The organism is Rhizobium sp. KNZ2-6A (assembly GCF_056755475.1).
In genome coordinates this window covers 42,886-55,912 of record NZ_JBNDIC010000034.1, presented here as the reverse complement: position 1 = coordinate 55,912, position 13,027 = coordinate 42,886, and the positions used below count along the sequence as shown (strand labels likewise).

Here is a 13,027-nt window from a genome sequence, read left to right as displayed (position 1 = left end):
ATTTCTCATTTGGGATGGCGCTTTCGATGATAATAATTTGAATCCTAATTAGTTTAGTGCTAATAGAATCCTCATGAAATCGTCAAACGCCCTGCAACGCATATTCACCGCCAACTTGTTAACCACCGGCCGTCAATGGCGCCGGGCTGTCGATCTTGCGCTGAGCTCCCACGGCATATCCGAGGCGGTGGCCGCGCCGCTGCTTTGGATCGGCCGCCTGGGGGGAGGCGTGCGGCAGGTGGTGCTCGCCACTTATGTCGGCATCGAAGGCCCGTCTCTGGTTCGGCTGATCGATCACCTCGAAAGCATGGATCTCGTCATCCGCAAGGATGATCCGACGGATCGGCGCGCCAAAGGCCTGTGGCTGACGCCGGAGGGCGAAAAGCTGGCGTCCCGCATGGAAGATGCGCTCGATGAGCTGCGCGGCAGGATTCTTGCCAATGTCGACCCTGCAGATATCGAAGCTGCGGTTCGCGTCCTAAAGGCGTTCGAAGAATTCGAATCGCCGAAGACCGGCGATGCGGAGCCGGAGCGGGAGAAGGTCCTATGAACATCCCATCCTGGCGCGATTGGCTGTTTTCCTTCAAAGCCTTCACGGCGGCGATCATGGCGCTGTTCATTGCGCTGTCCCTGGACCTGCCGCGTCCCTACTGGGCGATGGCCGCCGTCTATGTGGTTGCCAATCCCCTTGCCGGAGCAACGAGCTCCAAAGGGCTCTATCGTGCTCTCGGCACGCTCATCGGCGCCACTGCATCGGTGATCCTCGTTCCGCTCTTCGTCAATGCGCCGGAGCTGCTCTCCGTCGTCGTTGCGCTATGGACCGGCACCTTGCTGTTCATTTCGATGCTCGATCGTACCTCGCGCAGCTATGTCTTCATGCTGGCCGGCTATTCGCTGCCGCTGATCGCGCTGCCGACCGTCGGCGCGCCCGAAACCGTCTTCGATGTGGCGCTTGCCCGCTCCGAGGAAATCATCATCGGTATCGTCTGTGCAAGCGTCGTCAGCACCATCATTTTTCCGAGCAGCGTCGGCACGGTGCTCGGCCAGCGGATAAGCTCCTGGCTGGATGATGCCGGCACCTGGGCGGATGAGATCCTGCGCGGCGAGGGGGCTTCGCCCGCCACTCCCTTGAAGCGCCAGAAGCTTTCCGCCGACGTTTCCGGCCTCGATCTCGTCATCAGCCAGCTGCGTTATGATGCCGGCAGCCGCGATATCGTCAGGCATTCGCGCGAGCTGCGAGGCCGCCTGCTGATGTTGCTGCCGCTCTTCTCGTCCCTCGCCGATCGCCTGCACGCGCTGAAAGCCGGCGGAAAACCGCTGTCGCAGGAGCTTGTCGCGGTTTTGAACGATGTGGCCGATTGGCTCGGGCAGGGCGGTCGTTGCAAGGCCGACGATACCGCCGATGGACTATCGGGGAAGATCGAGGAATTGCAGCAGAGCGACATCGATCTCGGTTGGGATGATCTCGTCCGGTCGAGTGCTCTCGATCGCCTGAAGGAAATCGTCGATCTCTGGCAGGACTGCCTGACGCTGCGCGACCAGATCGTCTCCGGCCAGCAGGTCGGCACATGGCGTCCTGCTTTCCGTCACCGCAACGTCGTCGCTCACATCAGGCACTATGACTATGGCCTGCTGGCCTTCTCGGCCGGTGCGGTTATCGTCGGCATTGCCGTTGCCTGCTTCTTCTGGATCTATTCGGGATGGCAGGATGGCGCGGGCTTCGTCACCATGGCGGCGGTTGCCTGTTCGTTTTTCGCCTCGCTCGATCGGCCCGCACCCTTCATCACCTCGATGTTCGTCTGGTGCGCCGTGAGCCTCGTCATCGCTTGCGTTTATATCTTCGGCATATTGCCGTCGATCTCAGGCTTCGAAATGCTGGTGTTGGTCTTCGCGCCGCCCTTCTTGGTGATGGGGCTGTTGATACCGCGGCCGCAGACCAACATGCTCGCCATGCTGCTGGCGGTGAACGGCGCTACCTTCATCGCGCTGCAGGATCGCTATACGGCCGATTTCGCCAGCTTCGCAAATAGCGCCGTTGGGGCTCTCGCGGGCGTGGGCTTCGCTCTGGTCTGGACCTTGCTCACTCGCCCCTTCGGAGCCGAACTTGCCGCCTGGCGGCTGGTAAGGGCCGGCTGGAGAGATCTGGCCGAAACCGCGGCGGGCATCCGTCGTGCCGACCATGAGCGCCTGTCCGGCCGCATCCTCGACCGCCTCGGCCAGCTCGTGCCACGTCTCGCGGGCATCGAGGATCGCGAGCTAAAGAAGGTCGACGGTTATGCCGATGTCCGTCTCGGCTTCAATGTGCTGATGCTGCAAAAGGAGCGTGGCCAATTGAAGCCGGCCGCTGCCGCATCCGTCAGCGAAGTCCTGATCGGCGTATCGGATTTCTATCGCTCGAGATTGAAGGCCAAGCGGGCCATCGATCCTGCCAACGACCTGCGCGTGTCGATCGATCATAGTCTCGAGGCGGTCGCGCAGGAAAAGCGCCACTCCAGTCGGGCGAGCCTCGATGCGCTGGTCGGCCTTCGCCGCGCGCTCTTTCCGCACGCCGAACCGCCGGCGAGTTGGCGACCGCCCTTATCGGATATAACCCAACCTCATCCCATTGCCGCCGAGTAATATCATGCCCGCAGAATTCGATCTTTATGGCGTCTATATCCCGCGCCTTCTCGTTCTCATGTTTGTGACGCTGTTTGCCGTCATCGTCCTTCGACGCCTACTCGCCTGGATCGGAGCCTACACTCTGGTCTGGCATCGCGGCCTCTTCGATCTCGCCCTTTACGTCCTGCTGCTCGGCGCCGTCTCCTCCGTCTCTCGTTGGTACTTCACATGAACGCGTTCAAACTCATCGGCCGCGTGGCCGTCACTCTCTTCTTCGTCGTTGCCGCCGTCTATGTCGGCCGCCAGCTCTGGGGCCATTACATGGACGAACCCTGGACGCGCGATGCGCGCCTGAGGGCCGATGTCGTCGGCATTGCGCCAGATGTCTCAGGTCTGGTCAGCGAAGTCCTCGTCAAGGACAACCAAATCGTCAAAAAGGGCGATGTCCTCTTCCGCGTCGATCGCGATCGTTTCGCCATCGCCCTCGAGCAGGCGGATGCAGCCCTTGAAAGCAGCAAGGCCGCTCTCGATCAGGCGCGCCGCGAGAACCAGCGGCAGGCGCGCCTCGGCGATGCTGCCTCCCTCCAGCAGAAGGAGCAGGCGCAGACCACCGAACAGCAGGCTGAAGCCGCTCTCCGTCAGGCGACCGCCAATCGCGATCTCGCACAGCTGAACCTAGACCGTTCCGAGATCCGTGCGACCGTCAACGGTACGATCTCGAACTTCGGCCTGCGCCCGGGGGACTATGTTTCGGCCGGCACCGCCAAGGTGGCGCTGATCGATACTGATTCTCTGCGCGTCGAAGGCTATTTCGAGGAAACCAAGCTGCCGCGCATCCATGTCGGCGACGAGGTCTTCATCCACCTGATGGGGCAGGCCGAGAAGCTGACCGGCCATGTCGAAAGCATCGCCTACGGCATTGAGGACCGCGAGCGTACCTCCGGCAGCCTGCTTGCCAATATCACGCCGACCTTCAGCTGGGTGCGCCTGGCACAGCGCGTGCCGGTGCGCATCGCGCTCGACAAGGTGCCCGACGGCACGAAGCTGATTGCCGGCCTGACGGCAACCGTCGAGGTGCAGGAGCAGGGCCAGGCAAAGATCGCCAGCACCGCTGAATGACCATCACTGGAACAGGCAGAGCGGCCGCCTTCAGGCCGCTCTGGAACTGGAAGCCGCGGCCGGCCTGCGCGCGGCCCGGCGTTTCTCCATCATGATCGGCCTGTAGGATCTGTAAAGGATCATGGCGATCAGCAGGCCGATATAGATGAACTGTTCCAGCGATAGCACCTTGGTCGATAGCGCAAAGTGCAGGGCACCGCAGGCGGCGATGATATAGACGAGGCGATGCAGCCAGATCCATTTCTTGCCGAGCCGTTTGATCGAGAAATTGTTCGAGGTCACGGCAAGTGCCAGCAGCATGACGAGCCCCGCCATGCCGAACATGATGAAGGGCCGCTTCAGAACATCGTCGATGACAGCCTGCACATCCAGCGCCTGGTCGAGGACCATGTAGACGGTCAGGTGCATCAGCGCGTAGTAGAAGCAGAGCAGGCCGAGCGCGCGACGATAGCGCAGATAGTTCCAGCCGAAAAGATCGCGGAACGGCGTGACCACAAGCGTCAAAAGCAGGAAGCGGATCGCCCATAGCCCTAGGAAGAGCTCGAAGGTCTTCACCGCGTCGGCGCCGAGCTGGTCCGTCGCGCCGAGATAGAACTCCCATGCGGCCGGCAAAAGCCCGACAAAATAGAGCGCCCAGACGGAGGCGGATTGCCAGCGCTTGGGCAGAGCGAAGGAGAGGGCCATCAGAAATTCACCCTGAGATCCATGCCGGTATAGAGGCTGGCGACCTGGTCGGCATAGCCGTTGAAGGGCAGGGTGGGGTGGCGATTGGAGCCGAAAAAGCCGCCTTCGCCGATGCGACGCTCGGTCGCCTGGCTCCAACGCGGATGATCGACGGCCGGATTGACGTTGGCGTAGAAGCCGTATTCCTGGCTATTGGTGGCCTGCCAGGTATTCAGCGGCTGCTTGTCGGTGAGCGTGATGCGGACGATCGACTTGATGCCCTTGAAGCCATATTTCCAGGGCACGACGAGCCGGATCGGCGCGCCATTCTGGTTCGGCAGGGTCTCGCCGTAGAGCCCGACGGCAAGCAGCGTCAGCGGGTTGCGCGCCTCGTCCAGACGCAGGCCCTCGACATAGGGCCAGTTCAGGGATTGCAACAGGCCTGATTGCCCCGGCATCTCGTCTGGTCTGACAACAGTCTCGAAAGCCACGAATTTGGCGCTGCCCTGCGGTTCCACCTTGTCGAGCAGGGCGGAAAGCTGGAAGCCGTCCCAGGGAATGACCATAGACCAGGCTTCGACACAGCGCATGCGATAGACGCGCTCTTCCGGCGGAAATTCCTTGATCAGCGCGTCGATATCGAAGGTGCCGGGCTTGTTGACCATGCCGTCGACCTTGACCGTCCAGGGACGCGGCTTGAACTTGCCGGAGAGGCTGGCAGGGTCGGACTTGTCGAGGCCGAATTCGTAGAAGTTATTGTAGGTGGTGACGTCCTTGATCGGCGTCAGCTTCTCATTAACCGTATAATTGCTCTTGGTCGCCGCCAGCGCCTCGGCCATCGCAGCCTTGCCGCCGATGGCCGCCATGCCGATGCCGGCGGCTGCCGCCGTCAGGAAGCCGCGGCGCTTGAGATAGATCGAGTGGGGTGTGATCTCGGAAGATGCGATTTTGGGCGGGCGATAGGCAGCCATGGAACAATTCCTCTATGCGATAGCAGCTTGGATATAAGCGATACGCAGCAGACGCGGATTTTGTTACACTCTTAGGCCGGCATTTCTTTGGAAGTGAAAGCAACTTTTTGTGTGCGCTTGTGATCGGGCTGCTTCGTCCCCAATTGTGGTCGTACGACTTGTTTGCCCGGACTTGGCCCTTGCCAGGCAGCGTACCGGATTCGCTTGAGTTGATAGTGACAGTATCGCACGATTGGATTAGGACAATTCCAAAAAGCGGAGTTGCCGGCGTTCCCTTCGGCCCTAAACCTCGGGCCCTGCCGACGCCGCGCAAATTCCAGGATGACGAGGAAGAGACACCATGCCAGCTTATCGTTCCAGAACCACCACCCACGGCCGTAACATGGCCGGTGCGCGCGGCCTTTGGCGCGCCACGGGTATGAAGGACAGCGATTTCGGCAAGCCCATCATTGCGGTGGTCAACTCCTTCACCCAGTTTGTGCCCGGCCACGTCCACCTCAAGGATCTCGGCCAGCTCGTCGCGCGCGAAATCGAAGCGGCTGGCGGTGTTGCCAAGGAATTCAACACCATCGCCGTCGACGACGGCATCGCCATGGGCCATGACGGCATGCTCTATTCGCTGCCCTCGCGCGAGCTAATCGCCGACAGCGTCGAATACATGGTCAACGCCCATTGCGCCGATGCCATGGTCTGCATCTCCAATTGCGACAAGATCACGCCCGGCATGCTCATGGCCTCGCTGCGCCTGAACATCCCGACGGTCTTCGTGTCCGGCGGCCCGATGGAAGCCGGCAAGGTCGTCCTGCACGGCAAGAAGCATGCGCTCGATCTGGTCGACGCCATGGTTGCCGCTGCCGACGACAAGATCAGCGACGAGGACGTCCAGGTCATCGAGCGCTCCGCCTGTCCGACCTGCGGCTCGTGCTCGGGCATGTTCACCGCCAATTCGATGAACTGCCTGACCGAGGCGCTGGGCCTGTCGCTGCCCGGCAACGGCTCGACGCTCGCCACCCATGCCGACCGCAAGCGCCTCTTCGTCGAAGCCGGCCACCTGATCGTCGATCTCGCTCGCCGCTACTACGAGCAGGAGGATGCATCCATCCTGCCGCGTTCCGTCGCCTCCAAGCAGGCCTTCGAGAATGCCATGGCGCTCGATATCGCCATGGGCGGCTCCACCAACACGGTTCTGCACATTCTTGCCGCCGCGCATGAAGGCGAAGTCGATTTCACCATGGCCGATATCGACGCGCTGTCGCGTCGCGTGCCGTGCCTCTCCAAGGTCGCGCCGGCGAAGAGCGACGTCCACATGGAAGATGTGCACCGCGCCGGCGGCATCATGTCGATCCTCGGCGAGCTCGATAAGGGCGGCCTGATCAACCGCGATTGCCCGACGGTTCACGCCGAAACGCTCGGCGACGCCATCGACCGCTGGGACATCACCCGCACCAACAGTGAAAGCGTGCGCGAATTCTTCCGCGCGGCTCCGGGCGGCATTCCGACCCAGGTTGCCTTCAGCCAGAACGCCCGCTGGGAGGAGCTCGACACCGACCGCGAAAACGGCGTCATCCGCTCCGTCGAGCATCCCTTCTCCAAGGATGGCGGTCTTGCCGTCCTCAAGGGCAATCTGGCGCTGGATGGCTGCATCGTGAAAACAGCCGGCGTCGATGAATCGATCCTGAAGTTCTCCGGCCCGGCCAAGGTCTTCGAAAGCCAGGACGCTGCCGTCAAGGGCATCCTCAGCAACGAGGTCAAGGCCGGCGACGTCGTCGTCATCCGCTACGAAGGCCCGAAGGGCGGTCCCGGCATGCAGGAAATGCTCTATCCGACGAGCTACCTGAAGTCGAAGGGCCTCGGCAAGGCCTGTGCGCTGATCACCGATGGCCGCTTCTCCGGCGGCACTTCCGGCCTCTCGATCGGCCATGCTTCGCCGGAAGCGGCCAATGGCGGCACGATCGGCCTGGTGCGTGAGGGCGACATGATCGACATCGACATCCCCAACCGCACGATCAACCTGCGTGTCGATGACAAGGAGCTTGCCGCTCGCCGCGAAGCCCAGAACGTTAGGGGTTGGCATCCGGCCGAACCGCGCAAGCGCAATGTCACTACGGCGTTGAAGGCTTATGCGGCCTTCGCAACCAGTGCGGACCGCGGCGCCGTTCGCGATTTGGGCGGAAAATAACCAAGTCTCTTCGCCCCGTCCTGAGCTTGTCGAAGGGCGGGGAGAAGTTGGACTCGAACGGCAGAGCATGGCTCGGCTGTGAGAGGACGGATGAGGGGCTTCGAGCTTTATCGCAACGGCAGGGTTTGCCTGTCCCTGCGTTTGCCCCTCACCCTAACCCTCTCCCCGCAGGCGGGGAGAGGGGACTTGCCCAATGAAACTATCAAAACCATTGCAAACCAAGCCCTTACAGCGGCCGATTGATCTGCTTGTACGCGTCGTTCAGCTCTTTCTGGCGCTCCTGGTAGGACACAGTCAGGCAGCCGACATCGGCTCCGCAAGCCTGCCGCTTCTTCAACCATTCCGTCTGCTGGTCCTGCATCGTGCCGCGCGCGCCCATGGCAAGAAGGCCGGAGAGCAGGTCGAAGGTCGTGACCATCCTCACGTCGGCATCGTTGAGCGCCCGTACCTCGCATATGGTCTTTTCGTCCGGCTTCAGGTTCTGCGCCTCGCAATCGAAGCTGGCGGCATAGGAGGTGCCGGCCATAGCGGAGGAGATGGCGAAGGTGGCGGCGGCAAGATGGATCGATCGCATGTTTGGCTCCCTTTGACGATTCCCAACGCGAAATGCATGACAGCATGTTTTTGTTCGGCGAGCCTGTTTTTTATCGCTGCAAACTTCCATTTGTGCTTCATGGTTCCGCCCTCTTTTCTTTCTAGCGTCGGGCGCTACAACGTTGTTTAAAGAGAATTAAAAAGGGAAATTTCCATGCATGTCCTCCTGAAGCGCACTGCCGTTTCGATGATTGCTCTCGTCATGGCGATGCCGCTTTCCGCTGAGGCTCAGACGGCAAAGACGCTGCCGGAAAGCCAGACGCAGATGCAGCTTTCTTTCGCCCCGCTGGTCAAGCAGACGGCCGGCGCTGTGGTGAACGTCTATGCCGAGCGCGTCGTGCAGCGTCAGTCGCCCTTCGCGGGCGATCCCTTCTTCGAGCAGTTTTTCGGCCAACGCATGCCGAATCGCACCGAGAAGCAGTCTTCGCTGGGCTCCGGCGTTATCGTGGAGGCGAATGGCACCGTTATTACCAACAACCACGTCGTCGATGGTGCCGACGACATCAAGATCGCCCTTTCGGACGGCCGCGAGTTCCCCTGCAAGGTCGTTCTGAAGGATGATCGCGTCGACCTCGCGGTGCTGAAGATCCAATCGAAGAATGAGAGCTTCCCGGTTCTGCCGCTTAGCGATTCCGATGGTATCGAGGTCGGCGATCTCGTGCTCGCGATCGGCAATCCCTTCGGCGTCGGACAGACGGTGACCAGCGGTATCGTTTCGGCGCTTGCCCGCAATCAGGTAAAGAACGAAGTCGGCTTCTTCATCCAGACCGATGCTTCGATCAACCCCGGCAATTCCGGCGGTGCGCTCGTCAACATGACGGGCCAGCTGATCGGACTGAATACGGCGATCTTCTCCCAGGGTGGCGGCTCCAACGGTATCGGCTTTGCCATTCCCGCCAATCTGGTCAAGGTCTTCCTTGCCGCCGCCGATCGTGGCGACAAGTCCTTCGAGCGGCCCTATATCGGCGCCACTTTCGAGCCGGTAACATCCGACGTCGCCGAAGCGCTGGGCCTGGACAAGGTGCGCGGCGCATTGGTGACCAAGGTGGTCGATGGCGGCCCGGCGGCCAAGGCCGGCCTCAAGCCGGGCGAGGTGATCACGGCGCTGAACAATATCTCTATCGAGCATCCCGATGCGCTCGGCTATCGCCTGACGACGGCCGGCCTCGGCGCGACCGTATCGCTGACCGTGCTCGATAACGGCAAGGAACATCAGACCACGATGACGCTTGCCGCCGCGCCTGAATCCATCCCGCGCGATGAGCGGGTGATCGAGGGCAACAATCCTTTCTCCGGCGCAACCGTTGCCAATCTTTCGCCGCGGGTTGCCGATGATCTGCATCTGCCGCCGGATTCCACGGGCGTCGTCATCGAAAGCCTGAAGCAGAACTCGCCGGCCGATCGGCTGGGATTTGCCGCGCGCGATATCGTTATTTCCATCAATGGCGTGGCGATCAATACGACCGAGATCCTGCAGCGGACCGTCACGTCAAACCCAAGCTTCTGGCGCGTCGAGATCGAGCGTGACGGCCAGCGCATCCGGCAGTTCTTCCGATGAGCGATGACCTGTTTGCACCGCGGATACCGGAGGAGGTCGCCAACAAGCGGCCTCTCGCCGATCGTCTGCGACCGCAAACGCTGGCCGAAGTCACCGGCCAGGCCCATCTGACCGGCGAGGACGGCGTGCTGCGCCGGATGATCGAGGCGGGTTCGCTGGGATCGATGATCTTCTGGGGGCCTCCCGGCACCGGTAAGACGACCGTTGCCAGGCTGCTTTCGGGCGAGGCTGGTCTCGCCTTCGAACAGATTTCGGCGATCTTCTCCGGCGTCGCCGACCTGAAGAAGGTATTCGAGGCAGCGCGGTTGCGCCGCATGGATGGCCGCCAGACCCTGCTGTTCGTCGACGAGATCCATCGCTTCAATCGCGCCCAGCAGGATAGCTTCCTGCCAGTCATGGAAGACGGCACCGTCATTCTTGTGGGGGCGACGACGGAAAATCCCTCCTTCGAACTCAATGCCGCTCTCTTGTCCCGCGCCCGTGTCCTCACATTCCGCTCCCATGACGAGGAAAGCCTGGAGGAGTTGTTGCGCCGGGCCGAAACGGTGGAAGGCAAGCCGCTGCCGTTGACGGACGATGCGCGCGCGAGCCTGATCGGCATGGCCGATGGCGATGGCCGTTCGGTGCTGACGCTGGCCGAAGAGGTCTGGCGCGCCGCGCGCAAGGACGAGCTTTTCGATCCCGACATGCTGGTCAAGATCGTCCAGCGCCGCGCCCCGGTCTATGACAAGGCGCAGGATGGGCACTACAATCTGATATCCGCGCTGCATAAATCGGTTCGCGGTTCCGATCCGGACGCCGCTCTCTATTATCTCGCCCGCATGTTCGATGCCGGCGAGGATCCGCTCTATCTCGGCCGCCGGCTGGTGCGCATGGCGGTGGAGGATATCGGGCTTGCTGATCCGCAGGCGCTTGTCATCTGCAATGCCGCCAAGGATGCCTATGATTATCTCGGGTCGCCGGAGGGTGAGCTGGCTCTGGCGCAGGCCTGCGTCTATCTCGCGACCGCCCCGAAATCCAATGCGGTCTATACTGCCTTCAAAGCTGCAATGCAGGCCGCCAAGCAGAATGGTTCACTGCTGCCGCCCAAGCATATCCTCAATGCGCCAACCAAGCTGATGCGCACCGAAGGCTATGGCGACGGCTATCGCTACGACCACGACGAGCCCGACGCCTTTTCAGGTCAGAACTATTTTCCGGAGAAGATGGGCCGCCAGACCTTCTACGATCCGCCGGAACGCGGTTTCGAGCGGGAAATTCGCAAGCGGCTGGAGTGGTGGTCGAAGCTGCGCAAGGAACGCGGCGAGCGCTGAGGTCCGGTATCACCGGCCGCTGGCGGTTTCCTGTGGTGCTTTCTGCATGCGGGGAGCCGGTGCCGCATCGACGATCTTCACGCTCGATTCAGCCAGTCCATTGTGGCCTTCCATGTCGACGACGAGATGCCAGTGGCCGGATTCCGGAATGGTGAGCCGAATCGGGGATTTCTTGGCGACGCCGCCGATAAACTGATGCTTGAGGGTTTCCGTGAAGCGCTCGAAATTCGCGCCATTCATCAGCCTGACATTGGCGATGGCCGAGAGGGTGATTTCAATCACCGTTCCCACGCGCTGTTCCCTAAGATCGTAGTGGCTGTAACGGAAAGCAGGCTTCGACATGGTTTTCTGTTCTTTGGATATCTGGCCGAGAGTTTAACTGAGGGCGGGTTAAGGAAGCGTTCGGCGGGATACTGTCGAAGCCTGCTAGGGGCTAAATTTAGTGCAGATTGGACGAGGCTGGCGCGAAACCGTCCAGGTCGAGGATAGCGCCTTCGGGCGCATGGCAGATGTCGGCAGGATTGTGGTTGCATTCCTCGGCGGCGAAGTGCAGGGCCGCGGCCTCGTTGCGGAACAAGCCGCCGACGAGGCCCTGTCGATCCTGAACGATCCAGCTGCCGCGGCGGTCGCGCCCAATGATGAAGCGGGCCGGAGCCGGCGAAATCGGGTTATGAGCCGAGCGGCGCTGAATATGCTGTGCGTTTGCCATTTCTTCTTTCCTCTTGGATCTCTTCGGTTTCGCTCAGTGTCCGGTCAGGTGCAGCACAATTTGCAGTGCGCCGGCGATCAGGAGGACAAGTCCGAGGCGCGGAGCGACGGAGCGAAGCCCGTTCAGCAATGCGTCCGAAGAGATGGGCCACTCGCTTCTTGTGATGGCCGCCCTGCGAGGGCGTTCGAGGGGATCGGCGGATAGGCCGGTATGCATATGGCGTGACATCATAGCTCCTTTCAGTGTCACCAGCACCGCCGGTCCGATAAGGCCAATTCCGGTGCTACGCTGTTGAATCTATGGGGGAGTTGCTAGGTTTTCCATTTGCCTGAAACGGCAAAAATATAAAAATCTCATAGGGATTGCGCAGTTTCACAATCCCAGGCGATAGGCATGGCGCGAGGCGAAGCGGCCGCTGCCGTCGAGCTGAAACGGTGTGATTGCCGCTTGGATGGCCGAAGCCGTCTCGCTGGTGACGCCGACCAAGGGCAGGCGTACGTCCGCCTCGATATCCCTGACCAGTGACAGGGCGTGCTTGACCGTCGCCGGTTCGCTTTCGCGGGCCAGCGCACTGAACAATGGCTGCAGGCGCTCGTCGATGGATTGAGCTGCGCTGGTGTTGCCGCACGCAGCCGAATGCTGCATGGATCGAAAGAGACGCGGAACGATATTGGCCGCACTGGAAAAGCAGCCATGGCCATGCGCAGCGGTGAAACCGAGCGCGCTGGCATCGTTCGACGTAAAGAGCCCGAACCGTTCCGGCAGCATGGGCCGCCAGAGATCGATGCGCGAGACGTCACCGCTGCCGTCGGCGATTCCTATGATTCCTGGAATCTCCGCCAGCCGTCCGACCGTTGCCGGAGCAAGGTCGGTCGCCGTATGCGATGGCTGATTATGGACGATGATGGGCAGCTCCGTTTGCGCAGCAAGCTGCTCGAAATGGTGGGTAATCCCTTTCTGTGTCGGCTTGGAATAATAGGGAACCGTCGCCAAGGCTGCATCGGCGCCAAGCCGCTGCGCCTGTATCGTTTCCTTTATGGTCGTCGCCGTATCGTTGGTTCCCGTTGCAACAATGACGGGCACCTTGTCTTCGGAAAGTTCGACGCAGATTTCAATGGCGCGGGTTCGCTCGGCTTCCGTCAGCGTCGGGCCTTCGCCCGTTAGCGAACAGACCAGCAGCCCGTCGATGCCGCTCAATAGCTGCCATTCCACATGCGCCATCAAGGCGACGCTATCGAAAGCGCCATCATGAAACGGGGTAATAAGGGCGGTGATCACGCCGCCGATGCGTCTCTGAAACGTCGGACTGCCCATGCTGTG

The 13,027-nt window shown here is 61.4% G+C and carries 14 protein-coding genes; 7 read left to right on the top strand and 7 right to left on the bottom strand.

What is annotated here, in order from left to right:
• Window positions 1-73 precede the first annotated feature (73 nt).
• Genes ACPYOP_RS21910 through ACPYOP_RS21895 form a run of 4 tightly spaced genes read left to right on the top strand, consistent with a single transcriptional unit; the run spans window position 74 to window position 3,720 of the window.
• On the top strand, window positions 74-550 hold the full coding sequence (locus ACPYOP_RS21910; RefSeq protein WP_481412414.1) for a MarR family winged helix-turn-helix transcriptional regulator: 477 nt from the start codon (window positions 74-76) through the stop codon (window positions 548-550).
• A complete protein-coding gene (locus tag ACPYOP_RS21905) occupies window positions 547-2,619 on the top strand; it encodes an FUSC family protein (RefSeq protein WP_481412413.1) in 2,073 nt (690 codons plus the stop codon). The genes ACPYOP_RS21910 and ACPYOP_RS21905 overlap by 4 nt, the downstream gene beginning before the upstream one ends.
• Window positions 2,620-2,623: 4 nt before the next feature.
• Entirely contained in the window at window positions 2,624-2,833 is a 210-nt protein-coding gene (locus tag ACPYOP_RS21900; RefSeq protein WP_481412412.1) for a DUF1656 domain-containing protein, read from the top strand.
• Window positions 2,830-3,720: an efflux RND transporter periplasmic adaptor subunit gene (locus ACPYOP_RS21895; RefSeq protein WP_481412411.1), complete on the top strand. Its 891-nt coding sequence runs from the start codon at window positions 2,830-2,832 to the stop codon at window positions 3,718-3,720. Before ACPYOP_RS21900 ends, ACPYOP_RS21895 begins: the two co-directional genes overlap by 4 nt.
• A 30-nt stretch (window positions 3,721-3,750) precedes the next feature.
• Here the strand turns inward: ACPYOP_RS21895 and msrQ are convergent, their stop codons facing one another.
• Together msrQ and msrP are read right to left on the bottom strand one after the other, a co-directional pair.
• On the bottom strand, window positions 3,751-4,407 hold the full coding sequence (gene msrQ, locus ACPYOP_RS21890; RefSeq protein ID WP_481412427.1) for a protein-methionine-sulfoxide reductase heme-binding subunit MsrQ: 657 nt from the start codon (window positions 4,405-4,407) through the stop codon (window positions 3,751-3,753).
• Window positions 4,404-5,354, bottom strand: coding sequence for a protein-methionine-sulfoxide reductase catalytic subunit MsrP (gene msrP, locus ACPYOP_RS21885; RefSeq protein WP_481412410.1), 951 nt, complete (start codon window positions 5,352-5,354; stop codon window positions 4,404-4,406). Before msrP ends, msrQ begins: the two co-directional genes overlap by 4 nt.
• A gap of 340 nt (window positions 5,355-5,694) precedes the next feature.
• Between msrP and ilvD the strand changes: the two genes are divergently transcribed.
• On the top strand, window positions 5,695-7,533 hold the full coding sequence (gene ilvD, locus ACPYOP_RS21880) for a dihydroxy-acid dehydratase (RefSeq protein WP_481412409.1): 1,839 nt from the start codon (window positions 5,695-5,697) through the stop codon (window positions 7,531-7,533).
• Between the two features lie 226 nt (window positions 7,534-7,759).
• Here the strand turns inward: ilvD and ACPYOP_RS21875 are convergent, their stop codons facing one another.
• Complete coding sequence (locus ACPYOP_RS21875) at window positions 7,760-8,107, bottom strand: lysozyme inhibitor LprI family protein (RefSeq protein ID WP_481412408.1); 348 nt, start codon at window positions 8,105-8,107, stop codon at window positions 7,760-7,762.
• 174 nt (window positions 8,108-8,281) lie between these two features.
• On the opposite strand from ACPYOP_RS21875, the gene ACPYOP_RS21870 reads away from it, so the two are divergent.
• A complete protein-coding gene (locus tag ACPYOP_RS21870) occupies window positions 8,282-9,685 on the top strand; it encodes a DegQ family serine endoprotease (protein WP_481412407.1) in 1,404 nt (467 codons plus the stop codon).
• A complete protein-coding gene (locus ACPYOP_RS21865; RefSeq protein WP_481412406.1) occupies window positions 9,682-10,998 on the top strand; it encodes a replication-associated recombination protein A in 1,317 nt (438 codons plus the stop codon). Before ACPYOP_RS21870 ends, ACPYOP_RS21865 begins: the two co-directional genes overlap by 4 nt.
• Before the next feature lie 9 nt (window positions 10,999-11,007).
• Here the strand turns inward: ACPYOP_RS21865 and ACPYOP_RS21860 are convergent, their stop codons facing one another.
• From ACPYOP_RS21860 to dapA, 4 genes are all read right to left on the bottom strand, one after another.
• Window positions 11,008-11,340, bottom strand: a complete 333-nt coding sequence (locus ACPYOP_RS21860; protein ID WP_481412405.1) for a DUF1883 domain-containing protein — start codon at window positions 11,338-11,340, stop codon at window positions 11,008-11,010.
• A gap of 97 nt (window positions 11,341-11,437) precedes the next feature.
• Window positions 11,438-11,707 (bottom strand): hypothetical protein, encoded by a 270-nt coding sequence (locus ACPYOP_RS21855; RefSeq protein ID WP_481412404.1) that lies wholly within the window; start codon window positions 11,705-11,707, stop codon window positions 11,438-11,440.
• Window positions 11,708-11,740: 33 nt separating this feature from the next.
• Window positions 11,741-11,935, bottom strand: coding sequence for a hypothetical protein (locus tag ACPYOP_RS21850; RefSeq protein ID WP_481412403.1), 195 nt, complete (start codon window positions 11,933-11,935; stop codon window positions 11,741-11,743).
• Window positions 11,936-12,079: 144 nt separating this feature from the next.
• Entirely contained in the window at window positions 12,080-13,021 is a 942-nt protein-coding gene (gene dapA, locus ACPYOP_RS21845; protein ID WP_481412402.1) for a 4-hydroxy-tetrahydrodipicolinate synthase, read from the bottom strand.
• Window positions 13,022-13,027 lie beyond the last annotated feature (6 nt).

Bases quoted from the DNA above. Each gene is read 5' to 3' on its own strand.
- ACPYOP_RS21860 (WP_481412405.1), bottom strand. From the start codon at position 11,340: ATGTCGAAGCCTGCTTTCCGTTACAGCCACTACGATCTTAGGGAACAG.
- msrP (WP_481412410.1), bottom strand. From the start codon at position 5,354: ATGGCTGCCTATCGCCCGCCCAAAATCGCATCTTCCGAGATCACACCC.
- dapA (WP_481412402.1), bottom strand. From the start codon at position 13,021: ATGGGCAGTCCGACGTTTCAGAGACGCATCGGCGGCGTGATCACCGCC.
- ACPYOP_RS21865 (WP_481412406.1), top strand. From the start codon at position 9,682: ATGAGCGATGACCTGTTTGCACCGCGGATACCGGAGGAGGTCGCCAAC.
- ACPYOP_RS21900 (WP_481412412.1), top strand. From the start codon at position 2,624: ATGCCCGCAGAATTCGATCTTTATGGCGTCTATATCCCGCGCCTTCTC.
- ACPYOP_RS21850 (WP_481412403.1), bottom strand. From the start codon at position 11,935: ATGTCACGCCATATGCATACCGGCCTATCCGCCGATCCCCTCGAACGC.
- ACPYOP_RS21875 (WP_481412408.1), bottom strand. From the start codon at position 8,107: ATGCGATCGATCCATCTTGCCGCCGCCACCTTCGCCATCTCCTCCGCT.
- ilvD (WP_481412409.1), top strand. From the start codon at position 5,695: ATGCCAGCTTATCGTTCCAGAACCACCACCCACGGCCGTAACATGGCC.
- ACPYOP_RS21905 (WP_481412413.1), top strand. From the start codon at position 547: ATGAACATCCCATCCTGGCGCGATTGGCTGTTTTCCTTCAAAGCCTTC.
- ACPYOP_RS21870 (WP_481412407.1), top strand. From the start codon at position 8,282: ATGCATGTCCTCCTGAAGCGCACTGCCGTTTCGATGATTGCTCTCGTC.
- ACPYOP_RS21895 (WP_481412411.1), top strand. From the start codon at position 2,830: ATGAACGCGTTCAAACTCATCGGCCGCGTGGCCGTCACTCTCTTCTTC.
- ACPYOP_RS21855 (WP_481412404.1), bottom strand. From the start codon at position 11,707: ATGGCAAACGCACAGCATATTCAGCGCCGCTCGGCTCATAACCCGATT.
- ACPYOP_RS21910 (WP_481412414.1), top strand. From the start codon at position 74: ATGAAATCGTCAAACGCCCTGCAACGCATATTCACCGCCAACTTGTTA.